Genomic DNA, 15,495 nt, shown 5'->3' with positions numbered 1-15,495 from the left:
CGTCGCCGACGGCGGGGCAGCGGACGACGGCGCCGCCTCCGGCTCGTCCTCCTCCGCCGCACCGCACCCGGCCAGCAGGACGACGGCGGCGAACAGCAGGCTGCGCACCCGCTGGATGTGGGATCGGAACACCTCGAAGACCTCTTCCTGGCCGACCGGCGCGACGTCGGGGTCGCCGTCGAGGCCGGTGTCGTAGTCGGTGACGAGCGCGAGGCCGCCGAAGTCCAGCCCGGCCTCGCGGGCGAGCGCCGCCTCGGGGTACTGGGTCATGTTGACGACGTGCCAGCCGGCCTGGCGGTGCCATGCCGACTCCGCGCGGGTGGAGAACCGCGGCCCGTTGATGACGACGACGGTGCCGCCGTCGTGCACCGTCGCGCCGGTGGCCCGGCCGGCCTCCAGCAGCGCCCGCCGGACCCGCGGAGTGTAGGGATCGGCGAGCGAGACGTGCCGCGGGCCGTCGTCGAAGCGGTCGTGGAACGTGTCGGCGCGGCCCCAGGTGCGATCGACGAGCTGGTCGACGACGACCAGGTCGCCGGGCCCGATCTCGGGGCGCAGCGACCCGGCCGCGAACGGCGCCAGCAGGGTGTGCACGCCGACCTGGCGCATGGCGTCGACGTTGGCCCGGTAGTTCACCCGGTGCGGCGGCAGCTCGTGACGGAGTCCGTGCCGGGGCAGGAACGCGACGCCGACGCCGTCGACGTCGGCCACCGTCAGTGGTGCCGACGGCGGCCCCCACGCGGTCCGCACCGGCACCGTCTCGGCGTCGTCCAGGAGGGTGTAGAGCCCGGACCCGCCGAAGATCCCGATCTCTGGTGTCATCGTGATTCCTCCCGGATCAGGCGGCGGGTCTCGGCGAGCTGCCGCCGCATGTCGAGCACCGCGCGGGCGGTGCCGCCCACGGTGCCGGTGACCTTGCTCCGCCCGGTGCGCGGCCGGTACGGCACCGGCCGCTCGGCGATCCGCCAGCCGGCGCGGCCCGCGCGCAGCACCATCTCCAGCGGCCAGCCCGAGCGCCGGTCCACCAGGCCCAGGGCGAGCAGAGCGGTCCGTCGCGCCGCACGCATCGGGCCGATGTCGCTGACGCGCGCACCGGTGTATGCGGCCACCCGGGCGGCGAGGTAGCGGTTGGCCACCCGGACGTGCGGCGGCATGGCGCGCCCGCGCCGGGCCCCGAGCACCAGGTCCGCCTCGTACGCGGCGACCGGATCGGCCACCAGCGGCAGGTCCCGGGGGTCCAGGGAGGCGTCGCAGTCCATGAAGCACACCACGTCCGAGGCCGCGGCCGTCAGTCCCGCGAAGCAGGCGGCGCCGAAGCCGCGCCGCCCCTCGGCGACGACGGTGGCGCCCGCCGCGGCGGCCACCTCCGCCGAGCCGTCGGTGGAGCCGTTGTCGACGACGATGGGGCGGTAGCCGGCGGGCATCCGGCCTAGCACCCACGGGATGGCCTCGCCCTCGTCCAGCACCGGCAGCACGACGTCGATCATGCGACCGGCCGCCTCAGCCGGGCGAACCAGCGTCCGGCCGTCACGTGCCAGCCGGCCACGCACAGGCCCGCGGCCGTCGCGACCCGGACCAGGTCGTCGGCGGCCACCCGCGCCCAGGGGAACCAGCCACTGATCTCGTCGTCGCGTTCCAGCCGGGCCTCGCCGGTCCAGGAGCCCGCGCCGGGAGGCGCCGCCTCGACCACCGCCCGCCCGTCGCCGGCGAGCAGCCGGGCGACCCGGCGCAGCAGCGCCACGGGAGCGCCGCCGATGCCGACGTTGCCGTCGAGGAGCAGCACGCTCTGCCAGCGCCCCTCGCCGGGCAGCGGGTCGAACACGGAGTGGCGCAGCACCGCGGCGCCGCGGGCGCGAGCCTGGTCGACGGCGTGCGCGGAGGCGTCGACGCCGAGGGCGGGGACGCCGAGCTCCGCCAGCGCCACCAGCAGCCGGCCGGGCCCGCAGCCGAGGTCGAGGACCGGCCCGCGCAGCGACGCCAGCAGCGCCCGCTCCGCGGCGGTCGCGGGTGCGGCCCACTCGGCCAGGGCGAGCGGCAGCGCCCAGCCGTCGCGACCGCGCATCAGCACCGTCATCGGGGCGCCCTCCCCCGCCGCCGTCGCGCGACGACGGCGGCGCCCACCGCCAGCCAGACCACCGCGAGCGTCAGCAGCAGATTTCGGCCGTAGTCCAGCGGCAGCGCGCTCGGCACCGACGGCGACCGGCCCCAGCCGCGGACCACCGGCCAGAACAGCAGCGTCAGCAGCGCGCTCAGGGCGAGGCCGAGCCGCACCGGCAGCCGCGCGGCGACGGGCAACCACCGGGTGGCCAGCGCGGCCACGATCAGCGCGGGCGCCACCAGCGCGTCGTGCGCGACGCCCGATCCGGCCAGCCAGACGACCAGGTCGGCCGGGCGGGTGTCGGCGCGGTCCCCCCACGCGCCGGCCAGCCCGTAGCCGGCGATCCCGGCGCCCGCGACCAGGCAGCTCCAGAAGAAGGGGCCCGACGGCGACCGCTGCGTCATGCGCGACTCACCACCAGCTCGTGCACCCACTTCGTCTGCAGGACGCCGGCGCGGTTCGGCGCGATCAGCCGGCACGGGAAGCCGTGGTCGAGGTCGAGCCGCTCGCCGTTCAGCGCGACGGCCAGCATCGTGTCGAGGTCGCGGACCTGCAGGTGGTTCAGCTCCGACGCCCGGTACCGGCCACTGGCCTGCAACGACTCCACCCGCACGGTGACGCCGTCGTCGATCTCGAGGCCCGCGGCCGCCAGCAGGTCGGCGACCGGCACGCCGCGCCACCGGGCCGACGCGCTCCAGCCCTCGACGCAGGCGATCGGCAGCTCGGCCTCGCGGCGCGCCATCCGGTCGAGCTCCCCCGCGGTGAGCTCGACCGGCCGGTTCACGGCGCCGGTGACCCGCAGCCGGAACGACGGGTCGCCCGCGGCGTCGACGACACCGGCCTGGACGGCGCTGCGGTTCACCGGCACGCCCTGCGACCCGATGTCGGGCCGGCGCTGGGCGAACAGTGTCAGCGGCCGCAGCGGCGCCACCGTCTGGCCCGCGGTCGTGACGGTGACGACTCCGGCCGCGACGGCGACCGCTCCGAGGAAGCCGCGCCGCCCGAGCGTGCCCGGGGCCGCGGCGGCCACCGGATGACCGGGCCTGGTGAGCGCCGCTCGCGCGATCGCCGCCTTCGCGCCCACGTGCGCGACCAGGGCGCCGACGGTGATCCAGGCGACCCAGTAGTGGGCGGCCGGGAAGTAGAACCCCCACGGGTACCAGCGCGACACGTTCGCCACCCCGGAGAAGAGCAGGAACACCGCGCCACAGACCAGCGGCACGAGCATCAGCCGCTCGAGCGCGTGCGCGACCCCGGTCACCGGCGGCCAGCGGAACAGCCGCGGGTACACCGACCACAGCTTCGCCAGCAGCAGCGGCACGGTGGCGAACCCCGTCGCGACGTGCAGGCCCTGCGTCACCCGGTACAGCGAGGCGGGCCGCGGCGGGATGGGCAGCCAGCCCACCGGGTGCTGCTGCAGGTGCGAGTACAGACCGGTCAGGAAGCAGACCAGGAAGCAGACGCCGAGCGCGATGCCCAGGATCGCCGCGGTCCGGGCGTCGTGCACCGGCCGGCGCAGCGCGTCGTCACGGGCCTCCTCCAGCGCACGCGGCGGCCTCACCGCGGTTCCGCCCCCGCCAGCAGCGACCGCACCACGGCGGCGGTCCGCGAGTCCGGAGCGGCGGCGGCGACGGCGACCGCGTCGGCCGCCGTGTCGAGGTCGCGCAGCACCGGCAGCGTCGTGACCGTCAGGCCCAGCGAGCGCAGCCGCTCGGCCTGACGGACTCCGGTGTGCGCCGTGCTCATGGGCACGCCGTCGAAGACACCGCGCCACCACCGCCGCAGCCCGAGGGCCCACCAGCCGCCGTCCTCGGCCGGCCCCAGCAGCGCCGTGCGGGCGCCCCCGCCGACGAGCCGGGCCAGGGCCTCGTCCAGCAACGACGGCGTGACCTGCGGCGTGTCCATCCCGATCTGCACGCCGGGACCACCGGCGTGCCGCCAGGCCGCCGCGAGCCGGGCACCGAGCGGGCCACGCACCTGAGGGACCACCTCGAAACCGGCCGGGAGCCACGGACCGGGCCGGCCGTCGAGGGCGACGATGCGCCGCTCGGCGCCACAACGGGCGACGGCGTCCAGGGTGTCGGCGAGGGCCGCCTCGGCGACCCGAGCCGCCTCGGCCGGGTCCAGCGGCGGGCAGAGCCGGGTCTTGACGCGGCCGGGGACCGGCTCCTTCGCGACCACGAGCACGTGGGTGGAGTTCACGCACTCGACCGTAGGTTCGACCGGCTGTCATGATTCTTACAAACGGCGAAACTCTGCCGCCGTACCCGTCCGACCTGGGGCGAAGCGGTCACCGGCGGTGGCATGGTGGAGCCATGGATCCCGGACCGGGCCAGCGCGTGCTGGTGGTGGACGACGACCCGGCGCTGTCCGAGGTGGTCGGCCGGTACCTGCGCCGCGACGGCTTCGAGGTCGACTACGCCGCCGACGGCACCACCGGCCTGGCGAAGGCCCTCGACACCCTGCCCGACCTCATCGTGCTCGACCTCATGCTGCCCGGCCTCGACGGCCTCGAGGTCTGCCGCCGGCTGCGCCTCGTCGCGCCCATCCCCGTCGTCATGCTCACCGCGCTCGGCGAGGAGAACGACCGCATCGCCGGCCTCGAGATCGGCGCCGACGACTACGTCACCAAACCGTTCTCGCCCCGCGAGCTGTCCGCCCGGGTCAAGGCCGTCCTGCGGCGCGCGGCGGCCGGCGCCGTCACGCCGTCGACCGCGGCACGGGGGCTGACCGGCGCCGGCTGCGAGGTCGACCTGGTCGCCCACCAGGTGCGCCGCAACGGCGACCTCGTCGCCCTCACGACCAAGGAGTTCGATCTGCTCGTGCACTTCATGACGAATCCCGGCCGGGCGTACCGGCGCGAGGAACTGCTCGAGGCGGTGTGGGGCTGGCGCTTCGGCGACACCTCCACCGTGACCGTCCACCTGCGGCGGCTGCGCGAGAAGATCGAGGACGACGCGTCCGCGCCGCAGCACCTGCTCACCGTCCGCGGCGTCGGCTACCGGTTCGAGCCATGACCCGGCAGGTCACCACCGTCTCCGTCCTGGCCACGGGCCTGGTCGCCGCCGGCGTCATCGCCGTCGCGGGCGGCATCCCGGCGCGCGACCTCGTGGTCCTGGTGGCGGTGACGGCGCTCGCCTCGGGGGTGGCGGTCCTGGCCGGCGCCACCGTGCTGCGCCGGTTCCGCGGCCGGCCCGTGCGCGCCCAGGCGCTCGTGGTCGCGGTCTCGTCGCTGCTGGTGACGGTGGCCGGCGTCGTCGCCGCGGCGCTGGCGATGTTCATCTCGACCCACGACCTCGTCGCGCTGTTCATCGTCGTCGCGGTGGCGACGGCGATGGCCGTCGGAGCGGCGCTGCAGCTCGGCGAGGACATCGGTACCGCCACGTTGCAGGTCGGGCACCTCGCCCGCACCATGGTCGACGGCGGCGACGGGCCGGCGAGCGTCACCGGTCCGGGCGAGCTGGCCGTGCTCGCGGCGGAGCTCGCCGACGTCTCCCGCCGGCTGGACGAGTCGCGACGGCGCGAGCGGGCGCTGGAGGCGTCGCGGCGCGAGCTGATCGCCTGGGTGTCGCACGACCTGCGCAGCCCGCTGGCGACGATCCGGGCCATGGCCGAGGCGCTCGACGACGAGGTCGCCGACGACACCGCGACCGTTCAGCGCTACCACCGGCAGATCCGCGGCGACGCCGAGCGGCTCACCGTCCTGGTCGACGACCTCTTCGAGCTGTCCCGGATCAACAGCGGCACCGTCCGGCTCGGCCCGGAGCTGGTCTCCATCGCCGACGCCGTCGCCGAGTCGCTGGCCGGTGCCGCCTCGCACGCCTCGGTCAAGGGGGTGGAGCTGGTCGAGGAGCTCGACGACCTGCCGGCGGCGGAGGTGTCGGCGCGCGAGTTCTCCCGCGCGTTGAACAACCTGCTCGACAACGCGATCCGGCACACCCCCGCGGGCGGGCGGGTCGTCGTGCGCTCGGGCCACGACGACGGCGGCGCCCTGCTGCAGGTCATCGACGAGTGCGGCGGCATCCCGGAACCCGACCTGGACCGGGTGTTCGACGTCGCCTTCCGCGGCGACGCGGCGCGGGGCCGTGACGCGGGTGGCGGCGGGCTCGGCCTGGCGATCGCCCGCGGGCTGGTCGAGGCGCACGCCGGCACGGTCGAGGTGGCCAACCACGAGCGGGGCTGCCGGTTCACGGTCCGGCTCCCGGCGTGACGTCGCTCGCCGAACGGTCCGCCTCGACGCATCGCACGGTCCACCGCGCCACGCTGGTGGCGCTGGCCGGCTGGGTGCTGGTGCTGGTCGTGGCCCGGGTCTGGGGCCTGTCCCGGCCCGACCAGGCGGACCTGCATCTGGACGCGATCCCGTTCTACGGCCGCTGGGACCTGGTGCTCACCTGGCGGCTGGCCGCGCCGGTGGCGGTGGGCGCGGCGGCCGTGCTGGTGCTGCCGGTGGTGGCGGCGCGGCTGTCGTGGCGGCGGGTGCTGGGCGCCGTGGCGCTGACGGCGATCGGCTGGAGTCTGGCGCTGGCCGCGGTCGACGGCGCCGGCGGGTTCGGCGACATCGGCCGCGAGTACGGCGCGCACACCGGGCTGGTCGACGAGCGCGGCGGTCCGGCCGCGTTCCTGCGCACCTACGTCGAGCACCAGGACGCCGTCCCCGTCCACCTGCAGGCGCACCCGCCCGGTCTCGTCCTGACGCTGTGGGCGTCGGCCCGGCTCGGGCTGTCCGGGTCGTGGTGGGAGACGGCCCTGGCCATGGCGGGCGTCGCGGCGGCGGCGGTCGCGGCGCTGGCGATCGCGCGCGACGTGGTGTCCGAACGGTTCGCCCGCGCCGCCGCGCCGTTCGTCGTCCTGGCGCCGGCGGCGGTCTGGCACACCAACGCCGACGTGATCTTCGGCGGGCTCGCGCTCACCGGCGTCGCGCTCGTGGTCGTCGCCCGCCGTTGGCCGGCGGCCGCCGCGGGCGGTGCCGTGTTCGGGCTGTCGCTGCTGTTCAGCTATGGTCTCGCGCTGCTCGCCGTCCCGATCGCCGCAGTGACCCTGTGGCGGCGCCGCCCGGCCCTGCTGGCCGTCGCCGCCGCCGCGGGCGCCGTCGTCGTCGCCCTGCCCCTGCTCTGGGGGTTCTGGTGGTTCGACGGTCTCGCCGCCACCCGCGTGCAGTACTACGCGGGCATCGGCGCGGACCGGCCGTACGAGTACTTCCTGCTGGCGAACCTGGCGGTGTTCGCGCTGGCGGTCGGTCCGGCGACGGCGGCCGGGCTGGCCCGGCTGCGGGGCCGGCGGGCCTGGCTCGTCGTCGGCTCGGGGCTGGCGACGGTGCTGCTCGCCGACCTGTCCGGGCTGTCGTCGGCCGAGACCGAGCGGATCTGGCAGCCGTTCATGCCGCTGGTGCTGCTCGCGGGCGCCGCCCTGGCCCCGTCGCGGCGCTGGCTCGCGCTGCAGGTCGCGGTCGCCGTCGTGCTGCAGACCGCCCTGCGCTCCCCCTGGTGAGAACGGAGACGTCATGAAGGTGCTGGTGACCGGCGGCGCCGGGTTCATCGGGGGGCACGTCGTCGACCAGCTGGTCGGCGACGGGGCCGAGGTCGTCGTCCTCGACTCGCTCGTCGCGCACAGCGAGCCTCCGTCGCACCTGCCGGACGCTGTCGACCTGCGGGTCGCCGACCTGCGCGACCCCGACGCCGTCGCCCACGCCTCCGGTGACGTCGACGCCGTCTGCCACCAGGCCGCCCGGGTCGGCCTCGGGGTCGACCTCGACGACGTCGCCGACTACGTGTCCGACAACGACCTCGGCACCGCGGTACTGCTGCGCGCGCTGTGGCGGCGCCGCTTCACCGGCAGGCTCGTCGTCGCGTCGTCCATGGTCGTCTACGGCGAGGGCCGCTACCGCTGCCCGGCGCACGGCGTGGTGACGCCGGGTCCGCGGTCCGGCGCCGACCTCGACGCGGGCCGGTTCGAGCCGCCCTGCCCGCGGTGCGGCGCAGCCCTGTCCTGGGACCGCGTGACCGAGGACGCCGCGCCGGACCCACGCAACGTCTACGCCGCGACGAAGCTGCACACCGAGCAGCTGGCCTTCGTGTACGGCCGCGAGACCGGCGCACCGGTCTGCGCCCTGCGCTACCACAACGTGTACGGCCCGCGGATGCCGCGCGACACCCCCTACGCCGGCGTGGCCAGCATCTTCCGCAGCGCACTGGCCGCCGGCGCGGCTCCGCGCGTCTTCGAGGACGGCGGCCAGGTGCGCGACTTCGTCCACGCCGGCGACGTCGCCCGGGCCAACGTCCTGGCGCTCGGGTCGGCGTGGACCGGCCCGGTGAACGTCGCCAGCGGCGAGCCGCACACGATCCTCGAGATGGCGACGGCGCTGTGCGCGGCGTTCGGGCCGGACGCACCGGCGCCGGTCGTCACCGGCGAGTACCGCCTCGGCGACGTCCGCCACGTCGTCGCCTCACCCGAACGCGCCGCCGAGGTGCTCGGCTTCGAGGCCCGCACCTCCTTCGTGGCCGGCATGGCCGAGTTCGCCCACGCCCCGCTCCGGAGGTGAGGCGCTCTCAACGACTGTCGACCGGCGGGTCGCTCGGGAGGACACGATCGAGCTGGCTGCGTGACGTGACATCCAGCTTGGCGAAGACCTTGCGCAGGTGGTACTGCACGGTGTGCGGGCTGAGGAACAACCGGGTGCCGATCTCGGGGTTCGAGAGGCCGTCACGCGCGAGAACGGCGATCTGCGTCTCCTGGGCCGTCAGGTCCTCAGGCCGTTCGGCGACAGTGCGTTTGCGGGCACTCACGCCGGTCGCCAGCAGCTCGCGCCACGCCCGCTCGGCGAACGCGGTCGCGCCCATGGACTCGAACAGGTCGTGGGCGCGGCGCAGCTGCTCGCGAGCCTCGCGGCGGCGGCGTTCGCGGCGCAGCCACTCTCCGTACAGCAGGTGCGCACGGGCGAGGTCGACGCGCAGGCGGGTGCGTCCGAATCGGGCGACGGCCTCGCGGTACAGCCGCTCCGCCGCCTCGCCCGTGCTCAGGAGCGCCTGCGCTCTCGCCTGGGTTCCCAGGCTCCAGTCCGTCCGAGTGGCGTCGGCCATCTCAGCGAGCTGTGCACATGCGCCGGACGCGACCGCGGTCGTCCCGCATCGGGCCGCCGCCTCGATCAGCTCGGGCAGCACCCAGTTCAGGCCGGCGAGGTCCTCGTCGTACGCGGTGGCGCGCAGGCCGGCCGCCAGCGCCTCGTCGAACCGGCCGAGGCCGTTGTACAGCAGCGCCTCGGCCCAGCCGGTGAAGACCAGGCCGATGCCCTCGCCGCGTCGGGTCGCGTCGTCGATGGTGGCGGCGACCAGATCGGCAGCCTCAGCTGTGTCGCCACGCAACGCGGCCAGTCCCATCGCGCCGTAGGGCGCGATGCCGCTCCCGGTCGCCTCCTTGACCGCCTCGAGTTCGTCCGTCAGCGCCGCCGCGCCGGTCAGGTCACCGGCCAGCAGCAGCGCCGGGGCCCGTGCGGTGATCGCGAGCGGGAGCTCGCCGAGCGCTCCGGTCCCGCGTACGAGGTCGAGGTAGCGGGCGGAGAGCAGCTCCCACTGCTCGTCGTCCCAGAGCCGCACGGCGGTGATGTTCGCCAGGTACATGAGTCGCAGCTGCTCGCCGGCGGTCAGGTCGGTGGGGAATCCCGCCAGGGCCCGGCGCAGGGCGGGGACCCCGGCCGCGTACCCCGTGTGCAGGCCGGCCGCCGTGCCCTCGAGCAGGAGGTCGGGAACGCGTGACGGGTGCTGAGGTCTCGGCGCCGCGCCGGCTGCCCGGGCGACCTCGAGGACGCTGCCGCCGGAGCCGGCCAAGCGGCCGGCGAAGATCGCCGCGAGCAGGGCGTCCGTGTAGGTCGCGCGCGCCCGCCCGGTGTCGATGGGCTCCAGCCGTCGGGCCGCCGTCACCAGCAGTGCCGGGGCATCGCCGCCGCGACTGGTGACGAAGGCGAGCTGCGCGCGCAGCAGGTCGACGGTGGCCTGCTGGCCGTCGTCGAGCCGGCCCGACTCGGCCATCGTCAGCAGGTCGCGCACGTCATCGACGGCGCCCGCGTTGATCAGCGCCTGTGCTGCGGCGAGCGCCCGTCCGGCCCGCCGCTTCGGCGACTGTGTCAGCAGCGCCGACTGCTTCAAGAAGGCGCCTTCCGCGGCGAAGCCGCCGCGTGCCTGGGCGCGGCCGGCCGATCGCTCCAGCTCGGCGGCGACGTCCTCGTCCGGCCCGGGGGCCGCCTGTGCCCGATGCCATGCCCGCCGGTCCGGGTCGACGTGCTCGTCGGTGGCGTCGGCCAGGGCGCCGTGCGCGGCGCGTCGGTCCTCCGGGCTCGCCGACCGGTAGACCGCGGACCGTGCGAGCGGATGGCGGAACCGCACCCGGGTACCGAACTCCGCGACGCCGGCGTCGCCCGCCGCGGCCGCGGCCCCCGGCCCGATGCCGAGCCGTCCGGCCGCCCGGCACACCAACGCGGGGTCGCCGGTCGGGTCGGCAGCCGCCACGACGAGCAGCTGGCGGATCCGCCCCGGAAGCGCCTCGACCCGCCGCCGGAATGTCTCCTCGAGGCCACCCTCCGACGCCACCGCGCCCGGCAAGCCGTAGCCGCCGGCCACCTCGCCCACGGTCAGGCCACGCGGCAGCTCGAGCAGCGCCAGCGGGTTGCCCCGCGTCTCGGCCACGATCTGGTCGCACACGTGCTCGTCGATCGGCCCGGCGAGCGCTCCCTCGAGCAGCGCGCGGGCATCGTCGTCCGGCAGCCCGGCGAGCGGCAGGGCAGGCAGCCGGTCCAGGTCGCGGCTGAGGACCCGCGCGGCGAAGACGAGGCCGACCGACTCCGCGCCGAGCCTCCGGGCGACGAACGCCAGGACCTGCGCGGAGGCGTGATCGAGCCACTGCTCGTCGTCGACCAGGCACACCAGCGGGCGTTCCTGCGCAACCTCCGACAGCAGCCCGAGGACGGCCAGCCCGACGAGGAAGCGATCCGGCGCCGGGCCGGTTCGCAGGCCGAACACGGTCCGCAGTGCATCGGCCTGCGGCTGTGGCAGGTGTTCAAGACGGTCGAGCAGTGGTCCGCACAACTGGTGCAGGCCGGCGAAGGCCAGCTCCATCTCGGACTGGACGCCGGCGCCGCGCACCACTCGGCAGCCCGGCGCGTGCGCGGCCAGGTGGTCCAGCAGCGCGGTCTTGCCCACGCCCGCCTCGCCGTGGATCACCAGCGCCCGGCTCTCGCCGGCGTGCGTGACGGCCGCCACCAGCTGGTCGAGCAGCTCGCGTTCGGCGTGACGACCGGTCAGGCCCACGGAGTGCCGCCAGACGGGGAGCCCCCCGCGCTTCCGGTCAGCGTTCACGGACGTCCGCACCTCCTCGCCCTACCCATGGCGACTACCCAGTGGGGGATTCGATCGCGGCGCCGTCGCGACAGGCTGTTCATGAGTCGTGAACGGAGCGGGATGACATCGTTCGACCCAGCGGAACCGGGGCGCCACCTGTGGGCGTCCCGCAGGGCAGCCATGACCCGGAGCGCCGGCGCCACGCTGCTCTCGGTGAACGTCGGCCTGCCGCGCCGGGTGGCGTGGAACGGGACGACGGTGTTCACGGGCATCTTCAAGGTGCCGGTGCCGGGCCCGCGGAAGGTGCGCCGGCTCAACATCGACGGCGACGGCCAGGGTGATCTGGGCGGTCACGGCGGCGAGCAGCGGGCGGTGCTGGTCTACCAGCGCGACTCCTACGACCACTGGGCCCGGCACTTCGGCCGCGACGACCTCACGCCCGGCTCGTTCGGCGAGAACTTCACCGTCGACGGGCTGGCGGACGACGAGGTGTGCATCGGCGACCGCTACCGCATCGGCACGGCGGAGTTCGAGGTCACCCAGCCCCGGGTCACCTGCTTCCGGGTCGGCATGCGTCTCGGTGAGCCGCAGCTGCCGGCGCTGCTGGTCGGCCACCGCCGGCCGGGCTTCTACCTCCGGGTGATCACCGAGGGCGAGGTCGGCGCCGGCGACCCGATCGTCAGGACCCGCACCGGCCGTCACCGCCTCACCGTCGCCGCCACCGACGCGCTGCTCTACCTCCCGGGCCGCGACGCGGACACGCTGCGCAAGGCCGTCGACATCCCGGCGCTGAGCCCCGGCTGGCAGCAGTCGTTCCGAGACCTGCTGACCGGCGACCTGTCGACCGCGACCACCCTCGGACCGACCATCGGGACGGAGCCGGCGTGGGACGGGTTCCGCGCGATGACCGTCGCGCGGGTGGTCCGCGAGACACCGACCGTGTCGTCGTTCCACCTGCGCGCCGACGGTGACGGCGCCGAACCCGCGCTGCCGGGCCAGTACCTCACTCTGCGGCTGCGCGACCGGGCCGAGGATGCGGCGACGATCCGAAGCTACTCGATCTCCGCACAGCCGAGCGCCGGCACGTATCGCATCACGGTCCGGCGCGACGAACGCGGCCGGGGCAGCAGGTTCCTCCACGACAACGTGCGGGCCGGGAGCAGCGTGGACGTCGCGGCGCCCCGGGGCGAGTTCGTGCTGCGGCAGAGCGGCGAGCCCGTCGTCCTGGCGTCCGCCGGCGTCGGCGCGACGCCCCTGATGGCCATGCTCCACGAACTCGCCGACGGCGGCAGCACCGGACCGGTGTGGTGGGTCCACGTCGCGCGCGGACCCGAGGACCACCTCTTCGCCGCGGAGGCCGGCGACCTGCTCGACCGGCTGCCCGGCGCACGCCGAGTGACCTTCTACACGCGGTCGACGGCGGTTCCGGCCACTGGGACGACGCTGCACGGCCGGCCGGACGGTGAACGGCTCGCGTTGCTGGGCCTGCCGGCCACGGCCCGCGCCTACCTCTGCGGACCGGGCAGCTTCGTCGCCGACCTCACCACCACGCTCGTCCGCCTCGGACTGGCGCCGGACCGCATCCACTCGGAGTTGTTCGGCGCCCTGGCGCCCATCAACCCCGGCGTCGTCGACCGGCCGGTCGAGGCGCCGCACCAGCCCGCCGAGCCCGGCACCGGACCCGCCGTCACCTTCGCCCGCAGCGGCCTCACCACGCGCTGGCGCGACGGTGACCGCTCGCTGCTCGACCTCGCCGAGGCGTGCGCCATCCCGACCCGCTGGTCCTGCCGCACCGGGGTCTGTCACACCTGCGCCACCCCCGTCATCTCCGGTACCCCCACCTACGGTCCCGAACCGCTCGAACCACCGCCACCCGGCCAGGTCCTGCTCTGCTGCGCCCAGCCGGTCGACGACCTCGTCGTCGACGCCTGACCTCCCTCTGCCGAAGGAGCCCCGATGCAGTACCGGATCGAAGTGATCACCCTCGCGGTCGCCGACGCCGACGCCGCACTGACCTTCTACCGCGACGTGCTCGGCTTCGACCTCGACGTCGACTGGTCCCCGTCGCCGGGATTCCGCGTCGTCCAGCTCACGCCGCCCGGCTCCCCCGCGTCGATCCAGTTCGGCGTCGGCCTCACCGACGCCGCGACCGGGTCGGCCCGGGAGAACTATCTGGTCGTCACCGACGTCGAGACCGCCCACGTGGAACTGACCCGTCGCGGCGCTACGCCAGGCCCCGTCGAGCACAAGGCCGACCGCGCGAACTGGGCCGGCCGCTACCGGCCCGGCACCGACCCGGACCGCACCGACTACGCGAGCTCCTTCACCCTGACCGACCCCGACGGGAACACCTGGCGGGTGCAGGAGCGCGGCCACCGGACGGTGACCCATGCGCCCGCCGACGAGTCCGCGCGGTAGCCGGGACCGGTGCACGGCGCCCTCAGGCCTGCGGGTCCGCATGACGGCGGCGCTGGTGGCGGGCGACGCGGGCACGGTTGCCGCAGATGTTCGCGGTGCACCAGACCCGCCGCGCGTTCTCGGCCACGAAGATCATGGAACAGGTGTCGTTCGCGCAGTACCGCAGCCGGCCGCCACGGTCGGCGTCGGCCACCAGCGCGATCGCCTCGCGGGCGATGACGGCCAGCCGCGGGTTGCCGCCGTGCTCGACGTGCCAGCGTGTCTCGGCACGCGCGCCGTCGGGCCCGACCTCGAGGCGCAAGCTGCTCGGCACCGAGCCGGCGAAGGAGTTGAGGTCCTCGACCGCCGACGGCGACGGCGCCCGCCCGGCGATGCGGGCCTCGAACGCCTCGCGGACGGCGGCGCGCAGACGACGGGCGGCGACGGGGTCCGGCTGCGGCGCCGCGGGAAGCCGCGCCGCCTGCAGGCCCCACCATGCTCCGGCGTGCTCCTCGAGCAGGTCGACCGCCGGGCTCACGGCCAGCATGACGGTGTCGGCGAAGTCGACGGCCACCGAGGGCTCGCCGCCCATCGGGAACCCGGCCGCCTGCACGTCCTTCAAGCTCGGACTAATGCTCATCATCCACTCCCAACCGTTACTGAGGTGACCCTAGCCGGACCTACATCCGCACGCAAGTAGGTGAGCCACAGACCTTGCTAATGCATAGTTAGCTCTGTTAGACATTAGCCATCCGGCATCGCCGCCGGACCGAGCGAAAGGAACCGACCCATGGGACTCAGCTGGCAGCAGGGCCCACTCGCCACCCGAGGCGTGGGCACCTTCCTCACCGACGCACCCCTGCCCGAGCGGCTGCTCTTCGCCGAGCCGCTGCGCCGGCGGATGCGCGTGCGGTTCCAGGGCGAGTGGATCGCCGACAGCGAGGACGTCGTCCTCCTGCACGAGCCGGGCCACTACCCTGTCGCGTACTTCCCGCTCACGGACATCCGCTCCGACGCGCTGCAGCACACGGACCGCGTCACGAACCACCGCGAGCTCGGAGCCACGGCCTGGTTCACCGTCACCGCCGGTGGCGAGCATGCCGAACGGGCCGCCTGGCAGCACGTCGAGCTGCCCGGCCACGCCGACGTCCTGGCCGGGCGGGTGGCGTTCGCCTGGCGGCAGATGGACGCGTTCTACGAGGAGGACGAGCGGATTCTCGGCCACGCCGCCGACGCCTACCACCGCATCGACGTCCGGCGCACGTCACGGCACCTGGTCGTCGAGCACGGCGACACCGTCATCGCCGACACCCATGCGCCGGTCGTGCTCTACGAGTCCGGCTTCGCCCCGCGCTGGTACGTCACCCGCGATGACATCGTCCTCGACCGGCTGACGCCGCTCGAGGGCCAGACGTTCTGCCCGTACAAGGGCCTGGCCAGCTACTACGCCGTCGACGGCGTCGAGCGCGCCGCCTGGTCGTACGAGAACGCCTTCACCGAGGTCGGCCGCGTCGACACCCTGATCTCGTTCGAGCCCGACCTGGTCGAGGTCTATCTCGACGGCGTCCGCCAGCAGCTCGCTCCGGGCCAGCTGGTCACCGCGCACGGGCTCGACCGCGGCCTCGACCCGGACGAGGTCGCCGACCGAACCCCCTCCGCCCGCTAGTCCCGACCACG

Annotated in this window: 14 protein-coding genes and 1 pseudogene; 7 read left to right on the top strand and 8 right to left on the bottom strand. The window is 75.1% G+C overall.

The window, feature by feature from the left end:
• Positions 1-9 precede the first annotated feature (9 nt).
• The 6 genes and pseudogenes from HD601_RS36265 to HD601_RS15590 all read right to left on the bottom strand — a co-directional run.
• Positions 10-819, bottom strand: a pseudogene (locus HD601_RS36265) (S-methyl-5'-thioadenosine phosphorylase); the annotation flags it as partial.
• Positions 816-1,481 (bottom strand): glycosyltransferase, encoded by a 666-nt coding sequence (locus tag HD601_RS15610; RefSeq protein ID WP_184829916.1) that lies wholly within the window; start codon positions 1,479-1,481, stop codon positions 816-818. The gene HD601_RS15610 and the pseudogene HD601_RS36265, both read right to left, overlap by 4 nt.
• Entirely contained in the window at positions 1,481-2,071 is a 591-nt protein-coding gene (locus HD601_RS15605; protein ID WP_184823295.1) for a methyltransferase domain-containing protein, read from the bottom strand. Before HD601_RS15605 ends, HD601_RS15610 begins: the two co-directional genes overlap by 1 nt.
• A complete protein-coding gene (locus tag HD601_RS15600; protein ID WP_184823293.1) occupies positions 2,068-2,499 on the bottom strand; it encodes a hypothetical protein in 432 nt (143 codons plus the stop codon). Before HD601_RS15600 ends, HD601_RS15605 begins: the two co-directional genes overlap by 4 nt.
• A complete protein-coding gene (locus HD601_RS15595; RefSeq protein WP_221441018.1) occupies positions 2,496-3,656 on the bottom strand; it encodes a molybdopterin-dependent oxidoreductase in 1,161 nt (386 codons plus the stop codon). Before HD601_RS15595 ends, HD601_RS15600 begins: the two co-directional genes overlap by 4 nt.
• A complete protein-coding gene (locus HD601_RS15590) occupies positions 3,653-4,297 on the bottom strand; it encodes a DUF2064 domain-containing protein (protein ID WP_184823290.1) in 645 nt (214 codons plus the stop codon). Before HD601_RS15590 ends, HD601_RS15595 begins: the two co-directional genes overlap by 4 nt.
• A 113-nt stretch (positions 4,298-4,410) precedes the next feature.
• Between HD601_RS15590 and HD601_RS15585 the strand changes: the two genes are divergently transcribed.
• Genes HD601_RS15585 through HD601_RS15570 form a run of 4 tightly spaced genes read left to right on the top strand, consistent with a single transcriptional unit; the run spans position 4,411 to position 8,633 of the window.
• The gene (locus HD601_RS15585) at positions 4,411-5,112 is read left to right on the top strand and encodes a response regulator transcription factor (RefSeq protein ID WP_184823288.1); all 702 of its coding nucleotides are present in this window, start codon (positions 4,411-4,413) and stop codon (positions 5,110-5,112) included.
• A complete protein-coding gene (locus HD601_RS15580) occupies positions 5,109-6,305 on the top strand; it encodes a sensor histidine kinase (RefSeq protein ID WP_184823286.1) in 1,197 nt (398 codons plus the stop codon). The genes HD601_RS15585 and HD601_RS15580 overlap by 4 nt, the downstream gene beginning before the upstream one ends.
• Positions 6,302-7,582: a hypothetical protein gene (locus tag HD601_RS15575; protein WP_184823284.1), complete on the top strand. Its 1,281-nt coding sequence runs from the start codon at positions 6,302-6,304 to the stop codon at positions 7,580-7,582. Before HD601_RS15580 ends, HD601_RS15575 begins: the two co-directional genes overlap by 4 nt.
• A 13-nt stretch (positions 7,583-7,595) precedes the next feature.
• Positions 7,596-8,633: an NAD-dependent epimerase/dehydratase family protein gene (locus HD601_RS15570; protein WP_184823281.1), complete on the top strand. Its 1,038-nt coding sequence runs from the start codon at positions 7,596-7,598 to the stop codon at positions 8,631-8,633.
• 7 nt (positions 8,634-8,640) lie between these two features.
• On the opposite strand, the gene HD601_RS15565 is transcribed toward HD601_RS15570, so the two are convergent.
• Positions 8,641-11,439 carry an AAA family ATPase gene (locus HD601_RS15565; RefSeq protein WP_221441017.1) on the bottom strand — a complete coding sequence of 933 codons (2,799 nt, stop codon included), beginning with the start codon at positions 11,437-11,439 and terminating at the stop codon, positions 8,641-8,643.
• A gap of 162 nt (positions 11,440-11,601) precedes the next feature.
• Between HD601_RS15565 and HD601_RS15560 the strand changes: the two genes are divergently transcribed.
• Together HD601_RS15560 and HD601_RS15555 are read left to right on the top strand one after the other, a co-directional pair.
• Positions 11,602-13,353, top strand: coding sequence for an MOSC domain-containing protein (locus HD601_RS15560; protein WP_184823279.1), 1,752 nt, complete (start codon positions 11,602-11,604; stop codon positions 13,351-13,353).
• 24 nt (positions 13,354-13,377) lie between these two features.
• Complete coding sequence (locus tag HD601_RS15555) at positions 13,378-13,839, top strand: VOC family protein (protein ID WP_184823277.1); 462 nt, start codon at positions 13,378-13,380, stop codon at positions 13,837-13,839.
• Between the two features lie 22 nt (positions 13,840-13,861).
• On the opposite strand, the gene HD601_RS15550 is transcribed toward HD601_RS15555, so the two are convergent.
• Positions 13,862-14,431, bottom strand: coding sequence for a CGNR zinc finger domain-containing protein (locus tag HD601_RS15550; protein ID WP_343076505.1), 570 nt, complete (start codon positions 14,429-14,431; stop codon positions 13,862-13,864).
• Positions 14,432-14,608: 177 nt separating this feature from the next.
• On the opposite strand from HD601_RS15550, the gene HD601_RS15545 reads away from it, so the two are divergent.
• Positions 14,609-15,484 (top strand): DUF427 domain-containing protein, encoded by an 876-nt coding sequence (locus HD601_RS15545; RefSeq protein ID WP_184823275.1) that lies wholly within the window; start codon positions 14,609-14,611, stop codon positions 15,482-15,484.
• The last annotated feature ends 11 nt before the right edge of the window (positions 15,485-15,495 follow it).

Source organism: Jiangella mangrovi (assembly GCF_014204975.1).
Taxonomy (GTDB): domain Bacteria; phylum Actinomycetota; class Actinomycetes; order Jiangellales; family Jiangellaceae; genus Jiangella; species Jiangella mangrovi.
Note: the sequence above shows the minus strand (reverse complement) of the source record. Positions and strands in the feature narration are given on the sequence as shown.